Origin of the sequence: Alicyclobacillus sacchari (assembly GCF_004366795.1) — a bacterium.
Taxonomy (GTDB): domain Bacteria; phylum Bacillota; class Bacilli; order Alicyclobacillales; family Alicyclobacillaceae; genus Alicyclobacillus; species Alicyclobacillus sacchari.
The window spans coordinates 80,165-102,329 of sequence record NZ_SORF01000005.1 but is presented as its reverse complement, the minus strand read 5'-3'; the positions used below and the strand labels follow the sequence as shown (position 1 = coordinate 102,329).

At 53.4% G+C, this 22,165-nt stretch carries 22 protein-coding genes and 1 pseudogene; 15 read left to right on the top strand and 8 right to left on the bottom strand.

Going from position 1 to position 22,165, the window contains the following annotated elements; translation table 11 throughout:
* Positions 1 to 17 precede the first annotated feature (17 nt).
* The gene (locus tag C7445_RS06710; protein WP_166669032.1) at positions 18 to 1,265 is read left to right on the top strand and encodes a cation:proton antiporter; all 1,248 of its coding nucleotides are present in this window, start codon (positions 18 to 20) and stop codon (positions 1,263 to 1,265) included.
* Here C7445_RS06710 and C7445_RS14825 read toward each other — a convergent pair whose 3' ends face one another.
* The 4 genes and pseudogenes from C7445_RS14825 to C7445_RS14775 form a co-directional block, all read right to left on the bottom strand.
* Complete coding sequence (locus tag C7445_RS14825) at positions 1,266 to 1,469, bottom strand: hypothetical protein (RefSeq protein WP_243835016.1); 204 nt, start codon at positions 1,467 to 1,469, stop codon at positions 1,266 to 1,268. It lies immediately after the preceding gene.
* 33 nt (positions 1,470 to 1,502) lie between these two features.
* On the bottom strand, positions 1,503 to 2,207 hold the full coding sequence (locus C7445_RS06705) for a UvrD-helicase domain-containing protein (protein WP_243835015.1): 705 nt from the start codon (positions 2,205 to 2,207) through the stop codon (positions 1,503 to 1,505).
* Positions 2,208 to 2,346: 139 nt separating this feature from the next.
* Positions 2,347 to 2,844: a hypothetical protein gene (locus C7445_RS06700; protein ID WP_134159315.1), complete on the bottom strand. Its 498-nt coding sequence runs from the start codon at positions 2,842 to 2,844 to the stop codon at positions 2,347 to 2,349.
* Positions 2,845 to 3,695: 851 nt separating this feature from the next.
* Positions 3,696 to 4,894, bottom strand: a pseudogene (locus C7445_RS14775) (transposase).
* Positions 4,895 to 5,158: 264 nt separating this feature from the next.
* On the opposite strand from C7445_RS14775, the gene pstS reads away from it, so the two are divergent.
* The 7 genes from pstS (at position 5,159) to C7445_RS06660 (ending at position 11,997) form a co-directional block, all read left to right on the top strand.
* Positions 5,159 to 6,301, top strand: coding sequence for a phosphate ABC transporter substrate-binding protein PstS (pstS, locus tag C7445_RS06690; RefSeq protein WP_134159314.1), 1,143 nt, complete (start codon positions 5,159 to 5,161; stop codon positions 6,299 to 6,301).
* A 24-nt stretch (positions 6,302 to 6,325) separates the two neighbouring features.
* The gene (pstC, locus tag C7445_RS06685) at positions 6,326 to 7,330 is read left to right on the top strand and encodes a phosphate ABC transporter permease subunit PstC (protein WP_134159313.1); all 1,005 of its coding nucleotides are present in this window, start codon (positions 6,326 to 6,328) and stop codon (positions 7,328 to 7,330) included.
* On the top strand, positions 7,327 to 8,181 hold the full coding sequence (pstA, locus tag C7445_RS06680) for a phosphate ABC transporter permease PstA (RefSeq protein WP_134159312.1): 855 nt from the start codon (positions 7,327 to 7,329) through the stop codon (positions 8,179 to 8,181). Before pstC ends, pstA begins: the two co-directional genes overlap by 4 nt.
* A 186-nt stretch (positions 8,182 to 8,367) precedes the next feature.
* Complete coding sequence (locus tag C7445_RS06675; protein ID WP_134159311.1) at positions 8,368 to 9,540, top strand: MGDG synthase family glycosyltransferase; 1,173 nt, start codon at positions 8,368 to 8,370, stop codon at positions 9,538 to 9,540.
* Between the two features lie 13 nt (positions 9,541 to 9,553).
* Positions 9,554 to 10,255, top strand: a complete 702-nt coding sequence (locus C7445_RS06670; RefSeq protein ID WP_134159310.1) for a polysaccharide deacetylase family protein — start codon at positions 9,554 to 9,556, stop codon at positions 10,253 to 10,255.
* A 12-nt stretch (positions 10,256 to 10,267) separates the two neighbouring features.
* On the top strand, positions 10,268 to 10,897 hold the full coding sequence (locus C7445_RS06665) for a YkoP family protein (protein ID WP_134159309.1): 630 nt from the start codon (positions 10,268 to 10,270) through the stop codon (positions 10,895 to 10,897).
* Positions 10,894 to 11,997, top strand: coding sequence for an MGDG synthase family glycosyltransferase (locus tag C7445_RS06660; RefSeq protein WP_134159308.1), 1,104 nt, complete (start codon positions 10,894 to 10,896; stop codon positions 11,995 to 11,997). The genes C7445_RS06665 and C7445_RS06660 overlap by 4 nt, the downstream gene beginning before the upstream one ends.
* Positions 11,998 to 12,026: 29 nt before the next feature.
* Here C7445_RS06660 and C7445_RS06655 read toward each other — a convergent pair whose 3' ends face one another.
* The gene (locus C7445_RS06655; RefSeq protein ID WP_134159307.1) at positions 12,027 to 12,512 is read right to left on the bottom strand and encodes a flavin reductase family protein; all 486 of its coding nucleotides are present in this window, start codon (positions 12,510 to 12,512) and stop codon (positions 12,027 to 12,029) included.
* Positions 12,513 to 12,732: 220 nt separating this feature from the next.
* On the opposite strand from C7445_RS06655, the gene C7445_RS06650 reads away from it, so the two are divergent.
* A complete protein-coding gene (locus C7445_RS06650; protein ID WP_243835014.1) occupies positions 12,733 to 13,593 on the top strand; it encodes a C40 family peptidase in 861 nt (286 codons plus the stop codon).
* A gap of 112 nt (positions 13,594 to 13,705) precedes the next feature.
* Here C7445_RS06650 and C7445_RS14555 read toward each other — a convergent pair whose 3' ends face one another.
* The 3 genes from C7445_RS14555 to pstB all read right to left on the bottom strand — a co-directional run bounded on the left by C7445_RS14555 (position 13,706) and on the right by pstB (position 15,443).
* Positions 13,706 to 13,846 carry a hypothetical protein gene (locus C7445_RS14555; RefSeq protein ID WP_166669026.1) on the bottom strand — a complete coding sequence of 47 codons (141 nt, stop codon included), beginning with the start codon at positions 13,844 to 13,846 and terminating at the stop codon, positions 13,706 to 13,708.
* 162 nt (positions 13,847 to 14,008) lie between these two features.
* A complete protein-coding gene (gene phoU / locus C7445_RS06645; protein ID WP_134159306.1) occupies positions 14,009 to 14,671 on the bottom strand; it encodes a phosphate signaling complex protein PhoU in 663 nt (220 codons plus the stop codon).
* 19 nt (positions 14,672 to 14,690) lie between these two features.
* Entirely contained in the window at positions 14,691 to 15,443 is a 753-nt protein-coding gene (pstB, locus tag C7445_RS06640; protein WP_134159305.1) for a phosphate ABC transporter ATP-binding protein PstB, read from the bottom strand.
* A gap of 419 nt (positions 15,444 to 15,862) precedes the next feature.
* Between pstB and C7445_RS06635 the strand changes: the two genes are divergently transcribed.
* The 6 genes from C7445_RS06635 to C7445_RS06610 all read left to right on the top strand — a co-directional run bounded on the left by C7445_RS06635 (position 15,863) and on the right by C7445_RS06610 (position 22,089).
* Positions 15,863 to 16,834 (top strand): ATP-grasp domain-containing protein, encoded by a 972-nt coding sequence (locus tag C7445_RS06635; RefSeq protein WP_134159304.1) that lies wholly within the window; start codon positions 15,863 to 15,865, stop codon positions 16,832 to 16,834.
* Entirely contained in the window at positions 16,831 to 17,886 is a 1,056-nt protein-coding gene (locus tag C7445_RS06630) for an LLM class flavin-dependent oxidoreductase (RefSeq protein WP_134159303.1), read from the top strand. Before C7445_RS06635 ends, C7445_RS06630 begins: the two co-directional genes overlap by 4 nt.
* A 440-nt stretch (positions 17,887 to 18,326) precedes the next feature.
* On the top strand, positions 18,327 to 19,397 hold the full coding sequence (locus tag C7445_RS06625) for a sulfate ABC transporter substrate-binding protein (RefSeq protein WP_134159302.1): 1,071 nt from the start codon (positions 18,327 to 18,329) through the stop codon (positions 19,395 to 19,397).
* Positions 19,397 to 20,239 (top strand): ABC transporter permease, encoded by an 843-nt coding sequence (locus C7445_RS06620; protein WP_134159301.1) that lies wholly within the window; start codon positions 19,397 to 19,399, stop codon positions 20,237 to 20,239. Before C7445_RS06625 ends, C7445_RS06620 begins: the two co-directional genes overlap by 1 nt.
* Complete coding sequence (locus C7445_RS06615) at positions 20,232 to 21,044, top strand: ABC transporter permease subunit (RefSeq protein WP_134159300.1); 813 nt, start codon at positions 20,232 to 20,234, stop codon at positions 21,042 to 21,044. The genes C7445_RS06620 and C7445_RS06615 overlap by 8 nt, the downstream gene beginning before the upstream one ends.
* Positions 21,034 to 22,089: an ABC transporter ATP-binding protein gene (locus C7445_RS06610; protein WP_134159299.1), complete on the top strand. Its 1,056-nt coding sequence runs from the start codon at positions 21,034 to 21,036 to the stop codon at positions 22,087 to 22,089. The genes C7445_RS06615 and C7445_RS06610 overlap by 11 nt, the downstream gene beginning before the upstream one ends.
* Positions 22,090 to 22,165 lie beyond the last annotated feature (76 nt).

Here is a 22,165-nt window from a genome sequence, read left to right as displayed (position 1 = left end):
GCGAAAGGGGGAGGGTTGTGCTCGAACTCACCCGTTGGCAGGACGCGATGCTGATTCTTGCCCTTGTGGTTTTCTTCGGGGCTATCATCAGCCGACTCACGGAACGCCCGCGAATTCCCGATGTGGCGGCATTTGTCGTTCTTGGCATTGTACTGGGGCCTGCGTGTCTGCACGTGTTGCGTGTGGCAGGCGGATCGGGGGCGAGCCAGTTTGCTGTTTATACTGGGGCAGCGCTCTTGCTCTTTGAGGGCGGATGTCAGATGAATCTGACCCTTCTGCGCCGGGCTGCATTGACCATTGGTCTGTTGGCGACCTTGGGCGTCTTGATCACGGCCATGGTCGTCGCCTTGGCCGCGGCGTGGCTTTTTCACTTGCCATTTCTTTGGTGTCTGCTATTGGGTTCCATCATCGCGTCGACGGATCCAGCGACACTCATACCTGTCTTTGCACGCACCCCGATTCGCCGGCGCTTGCAGCAGGCACTCGAAGCCGAGAGTGCGGTGAACGATGCCACGGCATCGGTCTTATTTACAGTAGTCCTCGCATCTGTGAAGGCGCATCAATCTCTCAATTTGACGTCTGCGTTCGCGATGTTCGGTCGAGAAGCCGGCATTGGCCTGGGTGTCGGGATTGCTTTTGGCTTGCTTGGCACTTGGCTGACGTCGGAGAACGGGCCAACGTGGCTTAGGTTGCACACGAGCGTCGTGGCTGTCGCCATCGCCCTTGGCGGTTATGCTTTTGCTGCAGATCTGGGCGGCAGCGGTTTGATGAGCGCGTTCGCGGCTGGAGCGGTGTTCGGCAGCCCGGGTGCCTTTGGCATGTCGCGATCGCAGGCGCAATTCGTTGAATTGGGATATGTTGCATTGCCGACGGCGGTATTGCGCATGCTCATTTTTACATTGCTTGGTGCAGAGGTGCAATTCTCGGCATTGGGGCGCGATTTTGGATCTGGTCTCGCCGTGGCGGCGGCACTGATGTTCGTGGCGAGACCGCTCACGGTGCTCGCATGCGTGCCGATCGATCGCTTTGCGAAGTGGTCGACGCGCGAACTCACCTTGATGATGTGGGTGCGCGAGACGGGCGTCATTCCGGCCGCTTTGGCGACATCTGCCGCCGCCGCTGGCGTACCGCACGCGCGCGACCTTATGGCGGTCACGTTTCTTGCGATCCTGTCGACGATTTTACTGCAGGCGACGTCGACAGGCTGGATCGCCGGACTTCTAGGTTTAGAGCGCGAAACGCAGGCCGACGAAGAGTTTTTATAGTCAGCGCTTAGCAAATTCAACGTCCGACCGAAACAGGCGAATCGCGTGTAGGATCATGTCTTCAAAGTCCATCTGCTTAAGCGCCGTTTTGAATGCCTCGTAAGCCGAATACACCTTGGCCAGCGGTTCGGACATTTGTTCGGGCATGAGCGCGTCGGCCTTTGCTTTGAACACCGCATTGATAGCTTCGCCCGGCTTCATCACCGGACCGACGCCGTGTTGGTTAAAATCGCTCGGCTACTCCAGCACGCGCTCAATCATCCACGATGGCTCGGACACGACTCTCCATCCATCGCCCATCTTTGGCGCAACCATGCGGTAGGCGACCGAGTGGATCGTTCCAATCGTGACGTCCTTGCCCATGTCCCCGGTTGCGGTCAGTAGGCGTTCCGTCATCTCCTGAGCGGCCTTGCGCGTAAACGTGCAGGCCAGAATGCGCCGGGGATCGACGCCCTGGTCGATCAGGTACTTGATGCGGGCAATGAGCATGGCGGTCTTTCCGGATCCGGCCGCGGCGACGACCATGCAAGGACCGTCTTTGTGTGTCGCCGCCTCTCGTTGTGCGTCGTTCAGCTGATCTAAGGTGGGCACAAAGATCCTCCTATGCGGAAGCCATTCTTCGGTGCGATTTGGTGTAGTTTCGACGGCTCGTGGGTCGCACGTTTTCTGATACGCGCTTGGATGACGTGATTGGCGAAACCGCGGACAGTCAGGGTGATGAATCCCATAGGGATTGGTCACGAGGGTGTACGTCGGAGGGCGGATGCGGACGCGGCGCAGGTGCATGGGGACTGGACGGTCGGGGTTGCAGAGACAAAGCACTTCGACTCCGAGTGCGTAACATTCGTCGAGCAGAGATTGAACGTCGGACGAGCACAAATCCTCATACGACAGGCGATGAAAAGCGTTGCCACAGCGAATTTCGATGCACCGTGCCTCCATGCCTCACGCGCCTCCTCTGGGGAAAGGGTAACGCGTGAGGGGTGAGAAAGTGCGCTAGGTTTGCGACGTGGTTACGACAGTGGGAGTTAGAAGAATTACTATCCTTTTTTCCGATTTAATGGTATACACGAAGCGTAGATTAGGCATTTCGTGAGAATAGATTTTCGAATGGTAAAACGATAGCCCTATCGTATTGGTTACAAAACCCAACTGGTAGGGTGTTGTAAGTAATCAGTATGTAACGTTCTGTATCAGACACCCCATAGCGCTTATGAAGCGTATTCAAAAAGGGTTGGACCGCATAGTCATAAGCTAGACGAGCAAATCTCCACCACGATTCAAAAAAGATCCACGATCGATAGAATTCTTGCTCACCCGCGTATGTTGGAGGGAATAAAGACCGCAATTGTTCTTCTGGTCTAGCCATACATAAGCCATCTAGATTGGAAATACCCATATTATTAATTTTTACTAAATGATCTTCCCATATACTTTTAAAACGATTAAAACATTCATCATCAGGTAATTGAAAACCCTTTTTCAACATTTCATTATTCATTTTATAATAAATATTCCATGTATAGATAATGAAATTCAAACTCGCGGGGAATGTAATAATTATTGTAGTAGATTGCACATTAATCAACTCCTTGAAATGTAATATTTGATTATAAATAACTATTGTTACCATAAAAGCAAAGTGACAGTATTAATAAATCAAGCTATAAGATGTTCCATTTATATTTCAGGGTTAGTCCGCATTTTTGCGAACTAACCCATACTATTTAGCTGTTACAAGAGATTCCTCCCAACATCTACGATCTACCAATACAGTGGGTATCGACATCAACACTTTTGTTCTTCAAAGAGATCATCCGAAAAGCTAAATGCCCAACATGCTTTACCAATAATATTTAACTACTAAAGTACCACTTTGCTTGACATCCAGGGAGCACTACATCTGTGTCTCCGAATATGTCCGTTGCGGTGCCATTCAAGACCGCAGAGTACTCTAGCCCAGTCGGAAATTGTGCAATACTTACATTATCTCCTGTCGAACCACCTGGCTCGCCACTTCCGCTAACGGGAATTGTATCGTCGTATACATATTCACGGGTTTGCGGATCAAGCACGTAGACAGTAATGTCCCCACTGAACGTCCAAGGGGTGAGCATGTCAGCGGGAGTTACGGACCAATTCAGTTCTTTAGCCGTCTCGAGCACATTTAATTTCGCTACTCCGCCTGGTCCAGAAACAGTTGTTAGAGGTTCAGTTCCTGAACCTGAATGATATTGCATACCTGCTTCAGTGTTTAGCGTATATTGTTGATATTGATAATTTATATATGAGCCTTTTGCAGAATGACTGATTCCATCGCGAGCGAAAACGACGCACACTTCTCGTGAAAGATAACACATGCCATAAAAATCCTTTTCTGTTGTGTGGATAGATCACGCCCCTTCGGTGGTGTTCATTCGAATCATCAGGTTAAGCCACTTGCTCGATGCGATTCGTCCGGTGCATCGCCAGAGCAGATGCCAAGAGCACAATCGCGTGGATGTACGCATGTACGGTGACTTTCTCGATACCCCGCACATGCACGCCGTCAAGCGTCATCCACTCTTCCAGCCGTGCAAAACAGCGCTCTACAGCGGTCCGTTCATCGTAAAGCTCTTCCATGTGCGAGAACCGCGATGCGGATTCGCGTATCGACGGACGTCCTCGTCGAGGCGCTTCTTCACGACCATACCGTAATTCGACGCGGAACAGGCAGCCATGCCAAGCGGGCAATCGACCTGGCCTGTCGCGTGCGGACAGCGAAACTTGAGCTAGTCGCCCTCTGCGCCCCAATACGTCATTCGGTACCCCATCGTGCAGCGGGGCGTGCCGTCGAAATCCATCCCTTCCGGCGGCTCTTTCTCATTCCGGCGATTCATCGGGATGATAGCCTGAGCGCCCAATGCTCGAGCGGCTTCATAGTTTTTCGTCTGGTCGTATCCTGCATCCATCAACACGAAGCGAATCCGCCAGTCGTGGTGATGAAGCTCTTCCATGAGTGGAATGGCCATCTCTCCATCGTAGACGTTCGCTGGCGTCACCGTGAGCGCCATAGGAAGTTCACTTTTCGCATCGACGGCTAAATGGACCTTGTAGCCAAACCACGCCAGCCTGTTGCCAAAGGCATCGAACTTCGCGCCCCAGTTGGCCCGATTGGAGGGCTGGACACCTGAGCGTGGGTGTTTCTGCTCATACGCATGGATCGCCGTGCTGTCGATGGCGACGTGCTCGCCCTCGATGAGCCCTTCGTCACGGCATTGACGAACCAACTCGGCAAATCGTGTCTCCGCAACCCCTTTGTCGACGATGGCCTGAAAGACGCGGCTTAGAGTCGAGACGGACGGAACCGATTCGTGAAGGGAGAAGCCGCACTGGTAACGAAAGCGCAAATCACTCTCCAAACGTCGGTGAAGCTGCGTAAGGGTCGAGATCCCTTCAAGAGGTGCCGCGAGAAATGCGTGCAAGATGGCTTCGCGAGAGATGGGCTTGGCCCCTTGGGGTGTCAAACTTCTCAACTTCGCCGCATACTGGCTCAGATCGAGCGCGGAGAAAAAACGCTCACGCCGCTCCGAAGGGTCAATTTCCATCCATTCGTCAAAGGAAAAGAGCCATGTTTGTCGAATGTACACATTGGACTTCGCCCCCGTAGAAATGGTTTAGTGGATACCATTTTCTTTCTCTCAAGTTGGGGTGAAGTCCTTCTTTGTGCTCGAAAAACCCTTGCCGCACAAGGGCTCGTGATTCTGCAAAAGGCTCATAGTTTGTAAAGGCGGAATGTGTCGAATTTCACAATACCTTAACGAACATCCCACCGCAATTTCACAGAGCGCTGTTATCCTTTCAAGCGTTGGCCATGCTAATTAACACAATTGGCTTAAGGGAGGACGACCTCTGTGAAATTGCATCATACAAAATGGTTCGCAGGTGCCGCAGTGTTCAGCGCATGGATTGCCGTTTCTGGTTGTGGCACCACTGCGACCAATAACTCCTCGAATATAACTACAAAGTCCGTAGAGAACACGGCAGCCAATCAATCTGCCGCCAAGACGACAGCAACCGTCTCTCTTTCGGAAACAGGTTCCTCGTTGTTGTATCCCCTGTTCAATACCGAGTGGATTCCAGCCTATCACAAGGTGCAGCCATCCGTACAGATAACCGCTGCTTCCACTGGGAGTGGAACCGGGATTTCTGACGCGACGGCCGGGACGGTCGATATCGGCGCGTCGGATGCGTATATGGCGGACGCGCAAATGGCACAAACGCCTGGTATGTTGAACATTCCGGTAGCGATTTCCGCCCAACAGGTGATGTACAACCTTCCTGGTGTAAAAGGCCATATCCACCTCAACGGTGCTGTGCTCGCCCAAATCTATGAAGGTAAAGTGACGTATTGGGACGACAAGAACATTCGCGCTTTGAATCCAGGCGTGTCGCTGCCACATCAGTTGATAAAGCCTGTCTATCGTTCAGACGGCTCCGGTGACACGTTCTTGTTTACCCAGTATCTTAGCCACGCCAGCGCAAATTGGAGCCAGCAGTACGGGTATGGTACGTCCATTTCTTGGCCGGGGTTGGCGACTGCGATCGGCGCGAAGGGCAATGACGGTGTTGTGGCCGCCCTTTCCAAGACCAAGTATAGCGTTGGTTATGTCGGTATCAGCTGGTTGGACAAGGCTGTACAAGCGGGGCTTGCTTACGCTGCGCTGCAAAACCGGGCTGGGCAGTACGTGTTGCCGACGACCAGCAACATTCAGGCCGCAGCTGCAGCCGTGAAACAGGTGCCGAGCGACGAGCGCGTATCGTTGATCGACGAACCAGGGGCCGATTCCTATCCGATTATCAACTTTGAGTACTTGATTGTGAAAAAGACGCAGCCATCGGCAAGCACGGCGCATGCACTGCAGGGGTTTCTCAAGTGGGCCATCGATCCGGCGAAAGGCAATGCAGCAACATTTCTAACACCTGTCCATTTCCTTCCGCTTCCGGCCAATATCTTCACGAAGAGTCAGGCGCAGATTGCACAGATCACAGGCTGATGGCGGAGTGTGGGGGCACAATACATGCGTAACGTTTCTCGCACGGCCAAAGCGGCCGACCATGTCTTTCGGGTGGTTGCTGGTTTTTGCGCCAGCAGCCCCGCCGTCTTTTTGCTGCTGATTGCTGGCATAGTCCTGTATCAATCATTGCCTGTCATGCACTTCATGGGCTGGCAGTTCGTCACGCACACGCGCTGGGACCTGGGTAATTTGTACGGCGCCATGGTCAAGAAAAATGGCGTGACCGCTCCTGTCGGGGCTTCCTATGGGGGGCTCGTGTTCATCGTCGGGACGCTTTTATCTTCCGCGATCGCGCTCGTCATCGCCGTCCCGATTTCCATCTTGACCGCCGTTATTCTGGCCTACCGCGTCCGCGGCGCGATCGCCTGGATATTGAGCATTCTCGTCGAATTGCTGGCAGGCATTCCGAGCGTGGTCATTGGGCTTTGGGGCATTCTCGTGTTGGTGCCGTGGGTGAGTGCCAGCCTTGCTCCATTTCTGAAATCGGTACTTGGTTTCATTCCGTTCTTCGGCGGACAGGTGGGCAGTGGCTATGGCCTGCTTGCAAGCGGGATCGTTCTCGCCATGATGATTGTGCCCATCATCACCGCAACCGCGCGCGATTTGCTGTTGCAGGTACCCTTGCTTGCGCGGGAAGGCGGGCTTGGCGTCGGCATGACGACTTGGGAGGTGGTACGCTACATTTCGTTGCCGTATGTGCGGGACGGTTTGATTGGCGCGATCGCGCTTGGCTGGGGAAGAGCGATGGGGGAGACGATGGCGGTACTCATGGTCAGTGGGAATGCAATGAACATCCTTCCGAGTAACCTATACAGCCCAATTTCGACGATGGCCGCGTTCATTGCGGACCAGCTGGATAGTGCACAGACCGATGCGTCGGGCATGGCCGTACATGCGTTGTCCGAACTCGCCTTGGTGCTTCTTGTCATCACTTTGGCGACCAACTTACTCGCGCGCTGGTTGGTTCGCCCGCGCCTAGGCCGGAAAAAGGCAGGTGTTGCATCATGAAAAGAAGGCGCCGGCGCAGTGCGTTGTCGTATCTGGGCTGGTCCGTTGCCTGGCTGGCTGCGGCATTGGTCCTATTCGGCCTATTTGATTTGTTGGTTTCCGTCGTTTGGCACGGAGTGCGTTCGTTTCATTTCGGGATGCTGTTCACGCCGACCCAAGGTGTGGCAGGCGGATTGGAGAACGCACTATTGGGAACATTTGAACTGGTTTTGATCGCGGTCGTTTTCGCGGCGCCGTTAGGCATCCTCGGTGGGGTGTACACATCGGAATTTGCGGGGCGGCGCATGGCGGCAGCGATTCGTTTCTTGGCAGAAGTGCTGTCCGGCGTGCCATCCATCGTGATCGGCTACTTTGGATATCTTTTGCTGGTCTTGCAGTTTCACTGGGGCTTCTCTGCACTTGCCGGCGGCATTGCGCTGACGCTCATCATGTTGCCTTACATTTTGCGCACGACGGACACCAGCCTGCAACAGGTCCCCCATTTGCAGCGCGAGGCAGCATGGGCCTTGGGAATGACACGGTCGCAGGCGATTGCGAAAGCCATCTGGCGCCCGGCCGCAGGCGGCATCGCCACGGGGCTGTTGCTTGCCATCGCCATTGGTTTGGGAGAGACCGCACCGCTGTTATATACAGCTGGGTGGAATGCCAACAATCCTAGCCTGCAACTTACTCACGCCCAGGTCGGCTACCTGACATACGTAGCCTACACCTACCTGGATCAGCCGTATCAAGCGGCGCGCAATCTCGCTTACGCGGCGGCTTTTGTCTTGCTCGTCGTCATCCTGATCATCCAGTTGTTGGTCCGTGGTTTGGTTTGGCGTACGACGAATCGCTTGCAAGGACGGCATTAAACAGGAAATGGGTTGGCTAGAGGGGTTGTCAACTGAATAGGATAAGCGGAGAGAAGCTGAATGAACGCTCTCCGCTTTTTCCTTTATCTGCGTCTTGCCATTCAGCTTGTGTCGGGGATTTGAGTTGTCCGCAAGAAATATCAAGTTTAGAATAAGAGATGTGGAAGACTTGAGGGGGCGAGACCAATGCGTCGCGTTTTGCTGATGACCGCGTCCTTTGGTTCCGGGCACAACCAGGCTGCGTACGCCGTGCAGGAGGCATTGAAAGAAAGAGACGCACAGGTCGAAGTGGTCGATTATGTCAGCCTGTTGAATCCGGCGTTGCGTTCGTTCGCCAAGTTCAGTTTGATTCAAGGCGTGCAAAAGGCGCCGAGTTTGTACGGCTTGTTCTACAAGTCGATGTCTCGGATCGATCCTGACTCGGCCTTGCAGCGTTACGTGAATCATCTGGGCATTGAGCGGATGCAGGAGTATATCCAGTACTACCAACCGGACGCGATAGCCAGCACGTTTCCAACGCCGATGGGAGTCGTCGGTGAATTGCGCCGCACCGAGCAAATCGACATACCCAATATTGCTATTGTCACGGATTACACGGCACATCGCCAATGGTATCACGATCACGCAGATCACTTCTTTGTCGCCACAGACGAAGTGAAGCGGGATCTCGTATCGTACGGCGTTCCCGACAGCGCGATTGACGTCGTGGGCATTCCTTTGCGCCGCAAGTTTCAAGCCGACAACGTGTTGCGGTTGTTGGCGCAGCGATCCCAATTGGTGCGCGAGATGGGATTTCGTGAAGATCTGCCAATCGTGCTTCTGATGGGAGGCGGCAGTGGCATCCTGGCCGATCCGCCGCTCTGGGAATCCTTTATTCCGGAATCAGGGATGCAATACATCATCATCTGCGGGCAGAACCGCCGCATGGAGAAACGTTTCTCCGCTTTGGCGAGCGATCGCGTGCACGTCTACGGCTTTACGAGCGAGATCGACCGCTTGATGGCCGCGGCTGATTTGATCGTCTCGAAGCCTGGTGGGCTGACCTTGACGGAGGCGATCACGATGCGCTTGCCGATGTTATTGTTCAGGCCGATACCGGGCCAGGAAGAGGCGAACGCGCGTTTCGCGGAACAGGCGGGTGTCGCAGTCTGTGTTCGCACTGCGCGCGAGGCTCAGGAGTTTTTGATGGAGGTCAAGGAGCACCCTGAAATCTTGGAACGGATGCGCATGGCATCGGCGCATATGCCGACCTGCGGAGCGGCGGAGCGGATCGCCGACAAGATCATGCTGTTTGCGACGCGTCGGCAAACATCGACTGCGGTGACAGCCGCGTACCCGCCGGAACTGCTGCCAACGTGAGGGGAGACCGCTTGTGATTGGGTGGCTGGTGGGTCTCATTGTATTCTTCCTCCTCGTTGTGTACTGCGGGGTGCCTGTACTTTGGACGCGCATACTTCATTTGAGCAGTCGGCGTTACGCGAACAGGCCAGGCAACGTGGCATTGACGTTTGACGACGGGCCGCATCCCGAGTATACGCCGCGATTGCTCGATGTGCTGAAAGCTTGTGGCGTCCAAGCGACGTTTTTTGTGATTGTCGAACACGCGCTGAAATATCCTGAAATCGTCGAACGGATGAAGGCGGAAGGGCATGAGGTGCAGGTTCACGGGGAGCGGCACCTGTTCGTACCTTTTTTGCACCCGATGCTGACGTATCGCCAATGCGTTGGCGCAAGTCGCGCTTTGCAAGAGCGGTTTGGTGTGTTGGCGAACGTCTATCGACCGACCTGGGGCGCGTGTAATTTGGCGACACTGCTCCTTCTGCCGCGCTTCGAAATGCATATGTTGTTGTGGTCCGTGATGGTTGGCGATTGGCGGCGTACAGAACCAAGGGAGTTGGTGCGAAGGGTGAGTGAAAAATTATCGGACCGCGCGGTCATCGTGTTGCACGACAGCGATTGGTCGTACGGCGCAGAGCGAGGGGCCCCGCTGCAGGTGATTGCGGCGATTCCCGAGATCGTCCAAGCGGTCCGCGAGCGCGGGTACAATTTCGTGCTTGCCTCGGAATGTGTGTAGGGAGGGAGAGCTATGCCGAGTCGGGCGCTGCGAGCGGTGTTTGATGTGTGGGAGTCGCTGTTTCATCGTGCGTTTCGGCTGGAAGACCTAGAGCCGGGGACGGAGCACCTTTTCTTTGTTGCCAAACGCAGGTACCTTGGGCGTGGCTTTGAAGTTGATGGCATTCGCGTAAATCCGGGCGATCGCGTCGTCGAACTTCATGTCAACAACGACATGGTGGAACGAGCGTTGCGGGAGGATGGGAACGTCGTTCGTGCGATGGTGCAATTGCTTCGCCAGGCGCGCGTCTCCATGCCTGCACTGGCCCGCGCGGTACAGCGCGAGAGGTTTGCCGATGCCCAGGTACTGTACGGCGTCACGATGATTCACCGCGGGATCGAGCGATTCGGTTTTCACACCTATCCGCTGCCGAACGGCATTGCGAAGTCGTTGACCACATGGCACTTGACGAACGTCTTAAAAATGTTAAACCCTGACGCAAACCATATCATCGAGACGCACCACGAGGTCTTGCAACCGAAGTTGGTCGTCGCGTCCAAAGCGAAGATCATCGAGATGTTTGGCGCAGGGACTGTAGGAGCGCACGCAAAGACAGCCGAACTGGCCGGTGACAACGAGCAGGCCGTGCCGTTGGAATCATGAAGTGTGTATTGTTCTATGGCTCGTTTGGCGACGGTCACGTTCAGGTTGGCAAGGCGCTTAGCGAGGTGTTTGCACGCGAATTCGGGGCAGACGTCGCAATGATCGATACGTTTCGGACTACGAATCGTTTCGTGGCTTGGCTTAACGAACGAGTGTTTGAATGGAGTACCAGATATCTGCCAGGGCTTTATGGTCTAAGTTACGACTGGACGCGCAATTTAGCGACCACCCATCCGTTGTGGTCGTTACTTGCGCGTTTCTCACGCAAGGCGGCTTGGCGAGCCTTGGAAGAACATCGACCTGACATCGTTGTTCAACTGTTTCCCGATCACGCACTGGCCCGGATGCCAAAGGGAACTCGGCCTATGGTAGCAGTGGTCTTGACCGATTTTGCCGTGCACAGCCGTTGGTTTCACCGCGGCGTCGACTTATACATCTTGCCCGATGCGCGCGCGGTCGATGAAAGTGCTCGTTTTACTCAGGGCAAGACCATAGCCATCGCTGGGATCCCCATCAGAAGACAGTTTTCGACATGTTCTTTGGTGGAGCGAAGTGGGCGGCGAAGCATCGTCCTGGTAACGGGAGGGCGCGGCGTTTTTCCACAGTTTCAGGGTGTGTTGGATCGGCTGTTACGCCGTTTCCCGAACCACACCATCCATGTGTTGTGCGGGCGGAATCGGAGGATGTTTGCACAGGTCACTTCGTTTGCAAAGACTCGGTGTGCCGCGGAGCGGATCGTACCCATTGGGTTTACGGAACAATTGGCCACGTATCTGCAGCAAGCGGACTTCGTCATGGCGAAGGCCGGGGGCGTTACCATTGCGGAGTGCTTGGCATGCGGTGTGCCGATGGTCTTCTTTAGGCCGCTTCCAGGGCAAGAGCGTGAGAATGCGCATCGTGTGGCTCGCATGGGGGCCGGTGTCATTGTCCACAGTTTGCGAGGGCTTGACGAAGTTCTGTCCATGCTGTCCGATGAGAAAATTGCGCAATTGGCCAGCCATGCTCGTGAACATGGGCGACCGGCCGCCGCCTGGACGGCGGCGTATCGCATTGTCGAAGCGTGGAAGTCGTTGGGTGAACCTGAGAAACGCGGACAATAGAAGTGAAGGCCCAAACAACCATTGGTCGATCACGATTCAAAAGGATGAAAAGAGCCGTAGTGGCTGCTGTAATAAAGCAGCGGCTGACGGCTCGAGTCAACCGATGCAGCTTCGACTTCGCCGATTAATATGGCGTGATCCCCTCCATCCAATTCCTCGCGCAATTTGCACACAACATATGCCTGAACGCCTTCTAGAATGGGTTGCCCGAGCTCCCCAATCGAATAGGTCACTCCTTGGAACTTATCGGACATTTTACTCGCAAACTGATTGGAAAGATGGCTTTGATCACTTGCGAGGATATTCACTGCAAACGCTTGAGCTTTACGGACAAAGGGCAGGGCATTGGCCGTTTTATCAATACACGCCAAGATCAGCGGGGGATGCAAAGAGAGTGACGAAAAAGCAGAAACGGTAATGCCAGACATCTCACCGTCTACCGCCATGGTAATCACAGTGACGCCACTGGCGAAACGTGCTAAGGTTTTGCGAAAATCTACAGCATCGATGGTCATGCCAAGGCCCCTTTCGTTGGCTCCAATACTGTCCTCACTATCATTGTATATGATGGAACTCGCTGCGTACAATCGCGTGCATGCAAGTAAACCCCGCCCACATTTGCCTAAATCGCCACAGTCAGTCCAAATCTACGAGCTTATGATTGAACTCGACAAGAATTCCAGTTTATAATGAAGCTAGTGAACAACAAAAAATATTGAAAAGGGGCTTTGCCTGGTGCGTTTTTCGTTCCTGATGGGTCTTTCGACCGCTGCGACGATGGGGATTACCCTGACAACAGTGTTTGCCGAAACCACTCGATACACCGTGCACAATGGCGATAGCCTCTACAGTATCGCGCAGAAGTATCACACGACAGTCAGTGCCCTGAAATCCGCAAACCATTTGAGTTCCGAATTGATTCACCCTGGTCAAGTATTACTGATTGGGTCTTCTGCCAGCTTTGGTGAGGCCAGTGGGTTGAAAACGAATTCAAGGTCTGTTGCAAAGTCGCCCTCTGACTATACGTATACGGTTCGGTCGGGGGACTCGCTTTGGGGTATCAGTCAAAAATTTCACATTTCGGTTCAAAGTCTTGAAACTTGGAACGGGTTGGATAGTGGAAGCGTGATTCATCCAGGCGAGCGTTTGACGGTCTCGAAACCTGCGACGAAGATTTCCGTTTTAAGCAGCCGTTCGAGCACACCTGACGCTTCGGATCTATCGCTGGCGGAAAGTGCACTCGGATTTACCATCGCAGACTATGCCAAGACGCTTCTGGGTGCGCCGTATGCGTGGGGCGGTACGTCACCAGCGGGATTTGACTGCTCTGGATTCGTTCAGTACGTGTTCGCTCACTTCGGCATCTCGCTTCCTCGCACCAGTTACGGCCAATTCGACGCGGGCACACCAGTGGCGCAAACCAACTTGCAGCCGGGAGATATCGTATTCTTTGATACATACGGAAGCGGTGCATCGCACGATGGCGTGTATATTGGCAACAATCAGTTCGTAAACGCAGCAGGTTCTGCGGTGCAAATTGACAGTTTGACAGACCCCTATTGGGGTGGTCATTATATTGGAGCTCGGCGGATGTAATATGAAGTAAAGTATGGAAACGGCCGTGCGGTCGTCGATAGAGACCGCCATGACAGGCTAAGCCGCAGGGACTTCCCTGCGGCTTATGCTATGGTAATATTGAAGTTTAGGACTATGCCCAAGCGTGAATGGTTAGGTAACCGGCTGTGCCGGTCAATAGCAGGACTGACAAAGCTAAAGCTGCTCGCTCCATGTAATGAACCACACGGTACAGTGTTTGAATCGGATCTTTGGTCATCTTGTCTGGCTTCACAGCACTCGCTCCTCCTGTCAGGCATCCGATATCATCAGTGTAACACCGAACAGGATTGTTCAACCGTCGCTTTCGAAAAAGTTTTGTGAAGCTTATGTCACAATATTCTCGAATCCTGACGAACGAGCCGATCGTGTCGGATCTGGCCTGCCCAGCCGGTGGTCAGTTTAAATCCGAGCGTTCCCCAGAAATAATGTAAATCACGCTCTCGCCGATGTTTGTGACGTGATCTCCGATTCTCTCCAAATAGCGACCACAGAACGCTGTTGCCATGGCCTGCGGAGTGGTTGTATTTTCGCTGGTCGAAGTCGAACGGCTGAACAGTTGTTCCACCAGATGGCGGTAATGGTGATCGATCTCGTCGTCCATCTGGGCCAACCGTTTGGCAGCCTCGACGTCACTATCGACGTATGCATTGAGGGCTTCGGCGATCATCGCATCCACCATCTTTGCCATTGCTCTGATATCTTCCCATGCTTGTGCTGATGGTGCGGCACCCATGCGCAATACCGATTTTGCAATGTCGACAGCGAGATCGCCCATACGTTCGAGGTCCATCGCGAGCCGCATTCCGGCGACGATCCGGCGGAGATCGCCAGCGACAGGCTGTTGTGTCGCAATGAGGCGGATGCACAGATCCTCTACGTCGTGATCCTGGCCGTTAATGTTTGCATCGCCATCGACGACAGCCTGTGCCAACGCGGTGTCTTGCGTTTCCAGGGCCGCAATCGCTCGCCGAATGGCCTCTTGAATGTCGCCCCCCATGCGCAGAAGCTTCCATTTCAATTCTTTTAACGCGATGTCGAACGCTTGTCGCTGCTGCATCCTCATTCTCCTTTATCCATTAGCCAAAACGACCGGTGATGTAGTCTTCGGTTCGTTTATCGTGAGGTTTCGTAAAAAGAGTGGATGTCTCGCCAAATTCAATCAGCTCGCCATTGAGAAAGAAGGCGGTTCGATCAGCAATGCGCGCAGCCTGTTGCATGTTATGCGTCACGATCACGACGGTATAGTTCGCCTTAAGTTGCTCCACCAACTCTTCGATACGCATGGTCGATATCGGATCGAGAGCAGACGCAGGTTCGTCCATCAGAAGTACATCAGGCTCGACAGCGAGTGCACGTGCGATGCACAAACGCTGCTGTTGACCGCCGGAAAGGGCGGTCGCCGGCTTGTGCAGCCGATCCTTGACTTCGTCCCAGAGAGCAGCCATGCGCAGAGAGCGTTCCACGCGTTCACGCAGTTCCGCCTGTTTTCGAATTCCACCTAGGCGTAAGCCAATTGCGATGTTGTCGAAGATGGACATCGTCGGAAATGGGTTTGGTTTTTGAAATACCATGCCCACGACACGTCGGACGTCCACAGCATCGAGATCGGACAGGTTGTCGTCACCGAGTAAGATATCTCCCTCAACCTTGGCGTATGGGGATGTTTCATGCATCCGGTTCAAACATCGGATGAACGTCGATTTTCCGCAACCCGATGGACCTATGATCGCCGTTGCCATTTTGGCCGCCAATTCGATATTGATGTTTTTCAATGCGTGCTGTGTCCCGTACCATGCGTTCAAGTTGCGAACAGACATGGATTTTCCCATGCAAAGTCCTCCCCAATTGGCGCAATCCCTTGTGATTCGATATTTGCTCTATCTGTCGTCATTACGATACATGGGAAATGTTAAGGACGTGTGAGGTTTTGATTGAGTTTCGCTGAAATGAACGAGTAGGCATAGAGAAGATGAAGGAAAAAACACAAGAGCCACGGCTTATGCAGCGTGGCTCTTGCGTGGGGCATAGTCTGAAAAGATCATACCGTTGACTATAGAGTAGCGTATGTATAGCACTGATGACACGGACATGACGCCTCGTTTTTTGTCGAAAATGTGACGATATCGATCTGCGTTTGGAAGGCATGGAGGGTACTTCCGTTTACGCACTCTTGGCACCAGATCGCACATGTTTGTCGAAAACGATTTTGCTATACTAGCTTCATTGGTCTAAGCGGAGGTGCGCTTATTTGAAGAAAGTATATATTTTACATGAAAATCCAGAGTGGACGATTCATCTGACGCGACGCCTCGACGAGCTTTCTGTACCGTACGAAACTTGGGACTTGGCACAGGGGCAGTTGGATTTGTCGAGCGTTCCGCCAGAAGGTGTGTTTTATAGTCGGATGAGTGCGTCTTCACACACGCGAGATCACCGTTATGCGGTTGAATATACGACTGCGGTTCTGGCCTGGTTGGAAAGTCATGGACGTCGTGTGATCAATGGCAGTCAAGCACTGCAGATCGAAATCAGCAAAGCACATCAGGCGATGGCGCTCTGGCGCGCCGGGATCCCTTCGCCCAGGACCAGCATCGCCGTCGGGGAAGAGCAATTGACGGCGGCAGCACAGGCATTCGCCGGCCGGCCGTATATTGTGAAACACAATCGCGCCGGTAAAGGGCTGGGTGTGCAGTTGTTTCGCGATGTGGCAAGCCTGGAAGCCATGCTCGCCAAGGGCGCGTATGACGCGCCTGTAGACGGTGTATGGATTATCCAGGAGTATATTGAATCTCCCGATGCGACCATCACACGTTGCGAGTTTGTGGGTGGCAAATTTCTGTATGCCGTTCGCGTGGATACATCAGAAGGATTTGAACTGTGCCCTGCGGATTCGTGTCAAATTGGGGATATGTTCTGTCCCGTCGGAGAGAGCGGGATGCGGCCAAAGTTTGAGATCGTGGAGGGACACCCTCACGAGTGGATCGAGTCGTATGAACGCATGCTGGCGGCCAACGGCATTCTCGTCGCTGGTATTGAGTCGATCCGTGACCGCAGCGGGCGCGTCTATACGTACGATATCAACACGAATACCAATTACAACAGCGATGCGGAAGTGCGGGCAGGCATTTATGGCATGCTCGCGGTAGCTACGTTCTTGAAGCAAGAGCTGAACAACTTGGCGTACGCATCGGCGGCGAACGAGGGGGTTACCACGACATGAGATATGGGTTTTGGTTGCCGATTTTTGGAGGATGGCTGCGCAATGTCGACGATGAGACCATGCCGCCGACATTTGACTACGCAAAGCGGGTCGCTGTCCAGGCTGAACGCATAGGCTACGACGTCACCTTGATTGCCGAACTCTATTTGAATGACATTAAAGGGCCGGAGGAACCGAGTCTGGAGGCTTGGACAACAGCCAGCGCGATCGCGGCTGTCACCGAGAGACTTGAGATCATGACGGCGATTCGGCCCGCTTACCACAATCCAGCAGTTGCCGCAAAGATGGCGGCCAACATCGATCAACTGAGCAAAGGACGTTTTACCCTCAACATCGTGTCCGCGTGGTGGGCGGAGGAAGCTCGTCAGTATGGAGGTATTTTCACCGAACATGACGATCGATACGCTCGCACGCGGGAGTTTATCGAAGTGATGAAAGGGATGTGGACGCAGGATTCGTTTACCTACGAAGGTGAGCGATATCGTGTTCAGAATGCACACTTGCAGCCGAAGCCAGTGCAACACCCATATCCTCGTCTTTATGCGGGGGGCGAAAGCGAAGCAGGGAAGGACATGATTGCCTCGATGTGTGACGCCTATGTCATGCATGGGGGTACTGTGGAGGAAATTGCCCAGAAAATTGCCGACATGAAGACACGTCGCGATCGCAAAGGCTTGCCGCCGCTCGAATCGTTTGGCATGGCAGCTTATGTGATTTGTCGCGACACCGAGGAAGAAGCGCAAGCCGAATTGGACAGGATCACAACGCTACGCTCCGGCGATGCCTATGCAAGTATGGACGACTTTGTTCAAATGTCACAACTCGAGCAGCAGATTCGTCTGTACGACTATTCGGTATCAAACCGCGGTTTGCGACCGCAGCTGATTGGCACGCCAGACATGATTGCCCGCCGTCTCGTGGAATATGAACAGGTTGGCCTGGACCTGTTGCTTCTTCAATGTTCACCGCAGTTAGAGGAAATGGAGCGGTTTGCGGAACAAGTGATGCCACGTGTTTCCGAATTGAGAAAGAACGAGGGGATCATGGCGTAGGCTTCTCCCGACAATAGATTTACAAAATGGCCATAGGTTTTTTACACAGAACGTGTATAGTGGTTTTGAGCAGGGACTCAATCCCGGCGTTTCATGCAAAATCACCCCAAATCTTTGCCGTCGCCCATTGCGACGGCGTTTTTTTTCTGCGTGGGTCCGGTTTCGATCGCGCACGATCATGAGATGGACTCAGAACGAGGCCACCTGATACCCCGTTTTCGGATGTATGCAACTTGAAAGGAGCGTGGCGCACTCGCCGCCGTGCTCCGACCGCTTGCCAGAGCGCATCCTCAAGATGTTGAAGATTCGACGCTCACACGTGAACAAGATGTCATGACATCGTACTTATCACGTTGTCATCATAAATTTGACAAATAAAATCGGATTAATGAGAATTAAGGTGTCTGATATGAATTCAGTTCAGGGGGTATCGAATCGGGATGAACAGTGTATGGGGGAAATCTACTCGTGTTGGTATTGCGCTGGGCATCGTATTTGGTCTAGCCAGCGGATGCGGCACCACAGGCTCTTCATTGACATCGCCGAACACGGCCAGCGCTTCTGTCACATCGCAACATGATGTGCGTGGGAAAGTGGTCACGCTTTATTTTGGCTCGTATAGTGTCACTCAGCAAATTTATGAACAAAAACTGTTTCCAATGTTCCAAACATACTGGAAACAAAAGACGGGGCAGACGGTGCGCTTTCAAGCCTCGTTTGATGCATCCGGCGCGGAGGCCACGGCTATCGCAAACGGATTGCCGGTAGATGTTGCAGCTTTGTCTCTTGAGTCTGACATCGAAAAGATTCAAAAAGCAGGATTGATTACCCATTATTGGGAGGGTACCCCTACTCACGGAATCGTTACGGACTCTGTCGTCGCCATTGCTGTACGTAAAGGCAATCCGAAACATATCAAAACGTGGGCTGATCTTGCAAAATCCGGCGTGATCGTGGATCTTCCTAATCCCGCAACATCGGGAGGGGCGAAGTGGGACGTGAATGCTATCTACTATGCAACATTACGGCATGGATCTGCGGGCAAGGCTCAGGCGTTGTTATCCTCAGTCGTGAAAAATGTGCAAGTACTTGACAAGTCCGGTGAAGCATCCATGACTACGTTTGTCAACGGAGTGGGAGACGCATGCGTAAGTTATGAGAACGAAATTCTTGAGAAGAGCAACGACTTGAAAAACTTTTCTGAAGTTCTTCCGTCGTCGACTATGCTGATTGAAAATCCTATTGCACTGGTCGATAAGAATGCGGATGCTCACGGGGATCGGGAAGTAGCGCAGGCGTTTATCAACTGGCTCGAACAACCGCAGGCACAGCGCGTGTTTATGCAATACGGCTTCCGCCCGGTAAATCCGGCTCTCAAATCACAAGCGGCGAAGCAGTTCCAAACGCCCGCCGACTTGTTTACTGTGGCGGATGTGGGCGGTTGGAGCAACATAAACAACACTTTATATAGTTCCAATGGAATCTGGAACCAGGTTTTGGGGAATCGCTGATGCGCTTGAATCGGGCAGCTCTGTTTTCCTTCGTTTCTGTGGCGCTCATTCTGATTTTTGTCTTGCCGCTGGGAGCGGTGTTTGAGCAGGCCTTCGCTGGGGGGTGGGGCGCATTTGCGCAAGCGGTGACAAGCCCGATTGCCATCCGTGCCTTTGAACTGACCGTGAATTTCTCCATTCTGACGGCATGTCTGAACACGGCGATGGGACTTCTAATCGCCATCGCTCTGGAGAGGTGGAAATCCCCAGTTTCCTTCGCGTTGGATGCAATCATTGATCTCCCGCTCGCTATTCCAACAGCTGTGTCAGGCCTCATGCTGGTTCTCTTGTATGGACCGGTTTCACCTGTGGGGAAGTGGTTGAGTTCTCATGGCATCGCCATCATCTACACGAGGCTCGGAATCCTGGTCGCTTTATTGTTTGTCACGGTTCCTTACGCTGTGCGTGCTCTACAACCAGCGATCCAGACCCTGGATAGACGGCAGGAGGAGGCTGCATGGGTGCTTGGTGCGCCAACTCATCGCGTTTGGCTGACCATTATTCTGCCTGTACTTCGCCATGCCGTGGGGAGCGCCTTTGTACTTACCTTGACGCGGGCGATGATCGAATTTGGTTCCGTGGTTATCGTCTCCGGTAGTAAACCCATGCACACTGAGGTAGCAGCCGTTTATATCTATGGTTTGCTCGAAAACTACGACCAACACGGCGCGGCTGCGGCTGCAGTCGTGTTGATGCTGCTCTGTGCTGTCGCGATCGGCATGGAAGCTCGCCTCATGATGCTTTTGGGTAAAAGAAGGTCTACTGCATGGATAAGGTCTGAGGGAGAGGCGAATCATGTCTAGGTTTTGGCGAGTGTCTGGATCAGCCCTTGCTTTGGTGTGGCTCCTTGTGTTCGTGGGTATTCCCTTTGTAGCGGTGCTCGTGGGTGCACTTGCGAGTGGATGGTGCCCGTTCTGGCAAAGCATCACTTCGCAGGAAGCACGATTTGCACTGAGGCTGACGGGTGAAATTACGCTAGTTACTCTTTTTATCAATCTGGGACTAGGTGTTCCTGTGTCATTTTGGATTGCCAAGCGATCGATTCCGGGGTGGCGCGTTGTGTGCTGGATCGTCGAACTCCCTCTGTCCGTATCTCCAGTCGTTGCGGGTCTTGCGCTCATCATCGTATACGGACCGAATGCATTGCTTGGAGAGTTGCTCGCAGACGTACATGTTAAAGTCGCGTTCGCATTTCCGGGTATGGTTCTTGCCACCGTCTTTGTGACGTTTCCCTTCATAGTGCATGAGGCGGTGACAGCCATTCGGGCAATCGGTGATACTCAAGAACAAGCGGCGCACGTGTTGGGAGCCTCGCCGTGGCGGACACTGTGGCGAATATGGCTACCACAGTTAAAGTGGAGTCTGCTGTACGGATTGGCTTTGACCATAGCACGGTCGTTTGGTGAGTTCGGCGCCGTGCTCGTCGTATCGGGTAGCATTGTGATGGTCACGGAGACGGCCACGCTCTTTGTCTATCAAGCGTCGGTCAACAACGAGATGCAAGCTGCGTATGCCGCTTCCGCTGTCTTGGCTATCGTATCCTTCGTTCTGATTTTGGTGCTACAACTCCTGAAACGACTTGGAAGGATGGATTTGCTTGGCCATTGAATTCGTGGACGTTGAAAAAATGTATCCGGCTGGTACCCGATCCGTCCGAAACCTGTCTTTTCAAATTCGAAGCGGGGAAATGGTTGGACTGCTTGGACCGAGTGGAAGCGGGAAAACCACTGTTCTCCGTCTTATTGCCGGACTGGAACGTCCAACCAGCGGCGATGTATGGATAGACGGCAAGCGTATGACAGATTTGCCGCCGCAGCAGCGCCATGTGGGCCTTGTGTTTCAAAACTACGCGCTGTTTCAACACATGACTGTTTATGACAACATATCGTTTGGGTTGAAGGGGCAAAAGCTGCCTAAGGAAGTCATAGACGATCGTGTACGAGAGCTTCTTCGCTTCATGAGGCTCGAGTCATATACGAACCGATTTCCCAGCGAATTGTCTGGAGGGCAACAGCAGAGAGTCGCGTTGGCGCGGGCGTTGGCACCGCGACCGCAAGTACTTCTGCTCGACGAACCTTTTGCGGCAATCGACACGCAGATACGGAGAGAACTTCGTAAATTTGTTCGTCAAGTTCACGAAGAAATGGGCGTGACAAGCCTCTTTGTGACTCATGATCAGGAGGAAGCGCTGGAAATTGCGGATCGTGTGCTCGTCTTACATGACGGACAAATGGAACAACTATCCACACCATATGAGGTATACGAACAACCGAGAACATTATTCGTGGCATCCTTTATTGGAGAATCGAACGTGTGGGACTGTCATGTGCAACATGGTGCCATTGCCATCGGAGATTCTCACTATCCTGTTGATTCTACGATCGCCGACGGTACGCCGGTCACGGTGGTGGTGCGACCCAAAGACATGCGGCTTGAAGCTGTCGAACCTGACAAGGCCCAGGCGCACGTGGTGCGAGCGGCCTTTCGAGGGGCGTACAGCGCCCTGTGGCTTCGTTCCAAGCAGGATGAAGTGTGGGAGGCTCACGTCCCGAGCCAGGAAAGCCGTGGTTTGGCCCCTGGAACATGGGTTCGCATTGGTGTGGCAAAATATTTCGTGTTTCCTCACGGACATTCACGCGGGAGTCGTGTCTAATCTATGCGTGTACAGATGAGAGGCGTATGCTTGGACATAGTGAAGTAAGTGTTAAAATCCCTTGGTGACTCTGTAT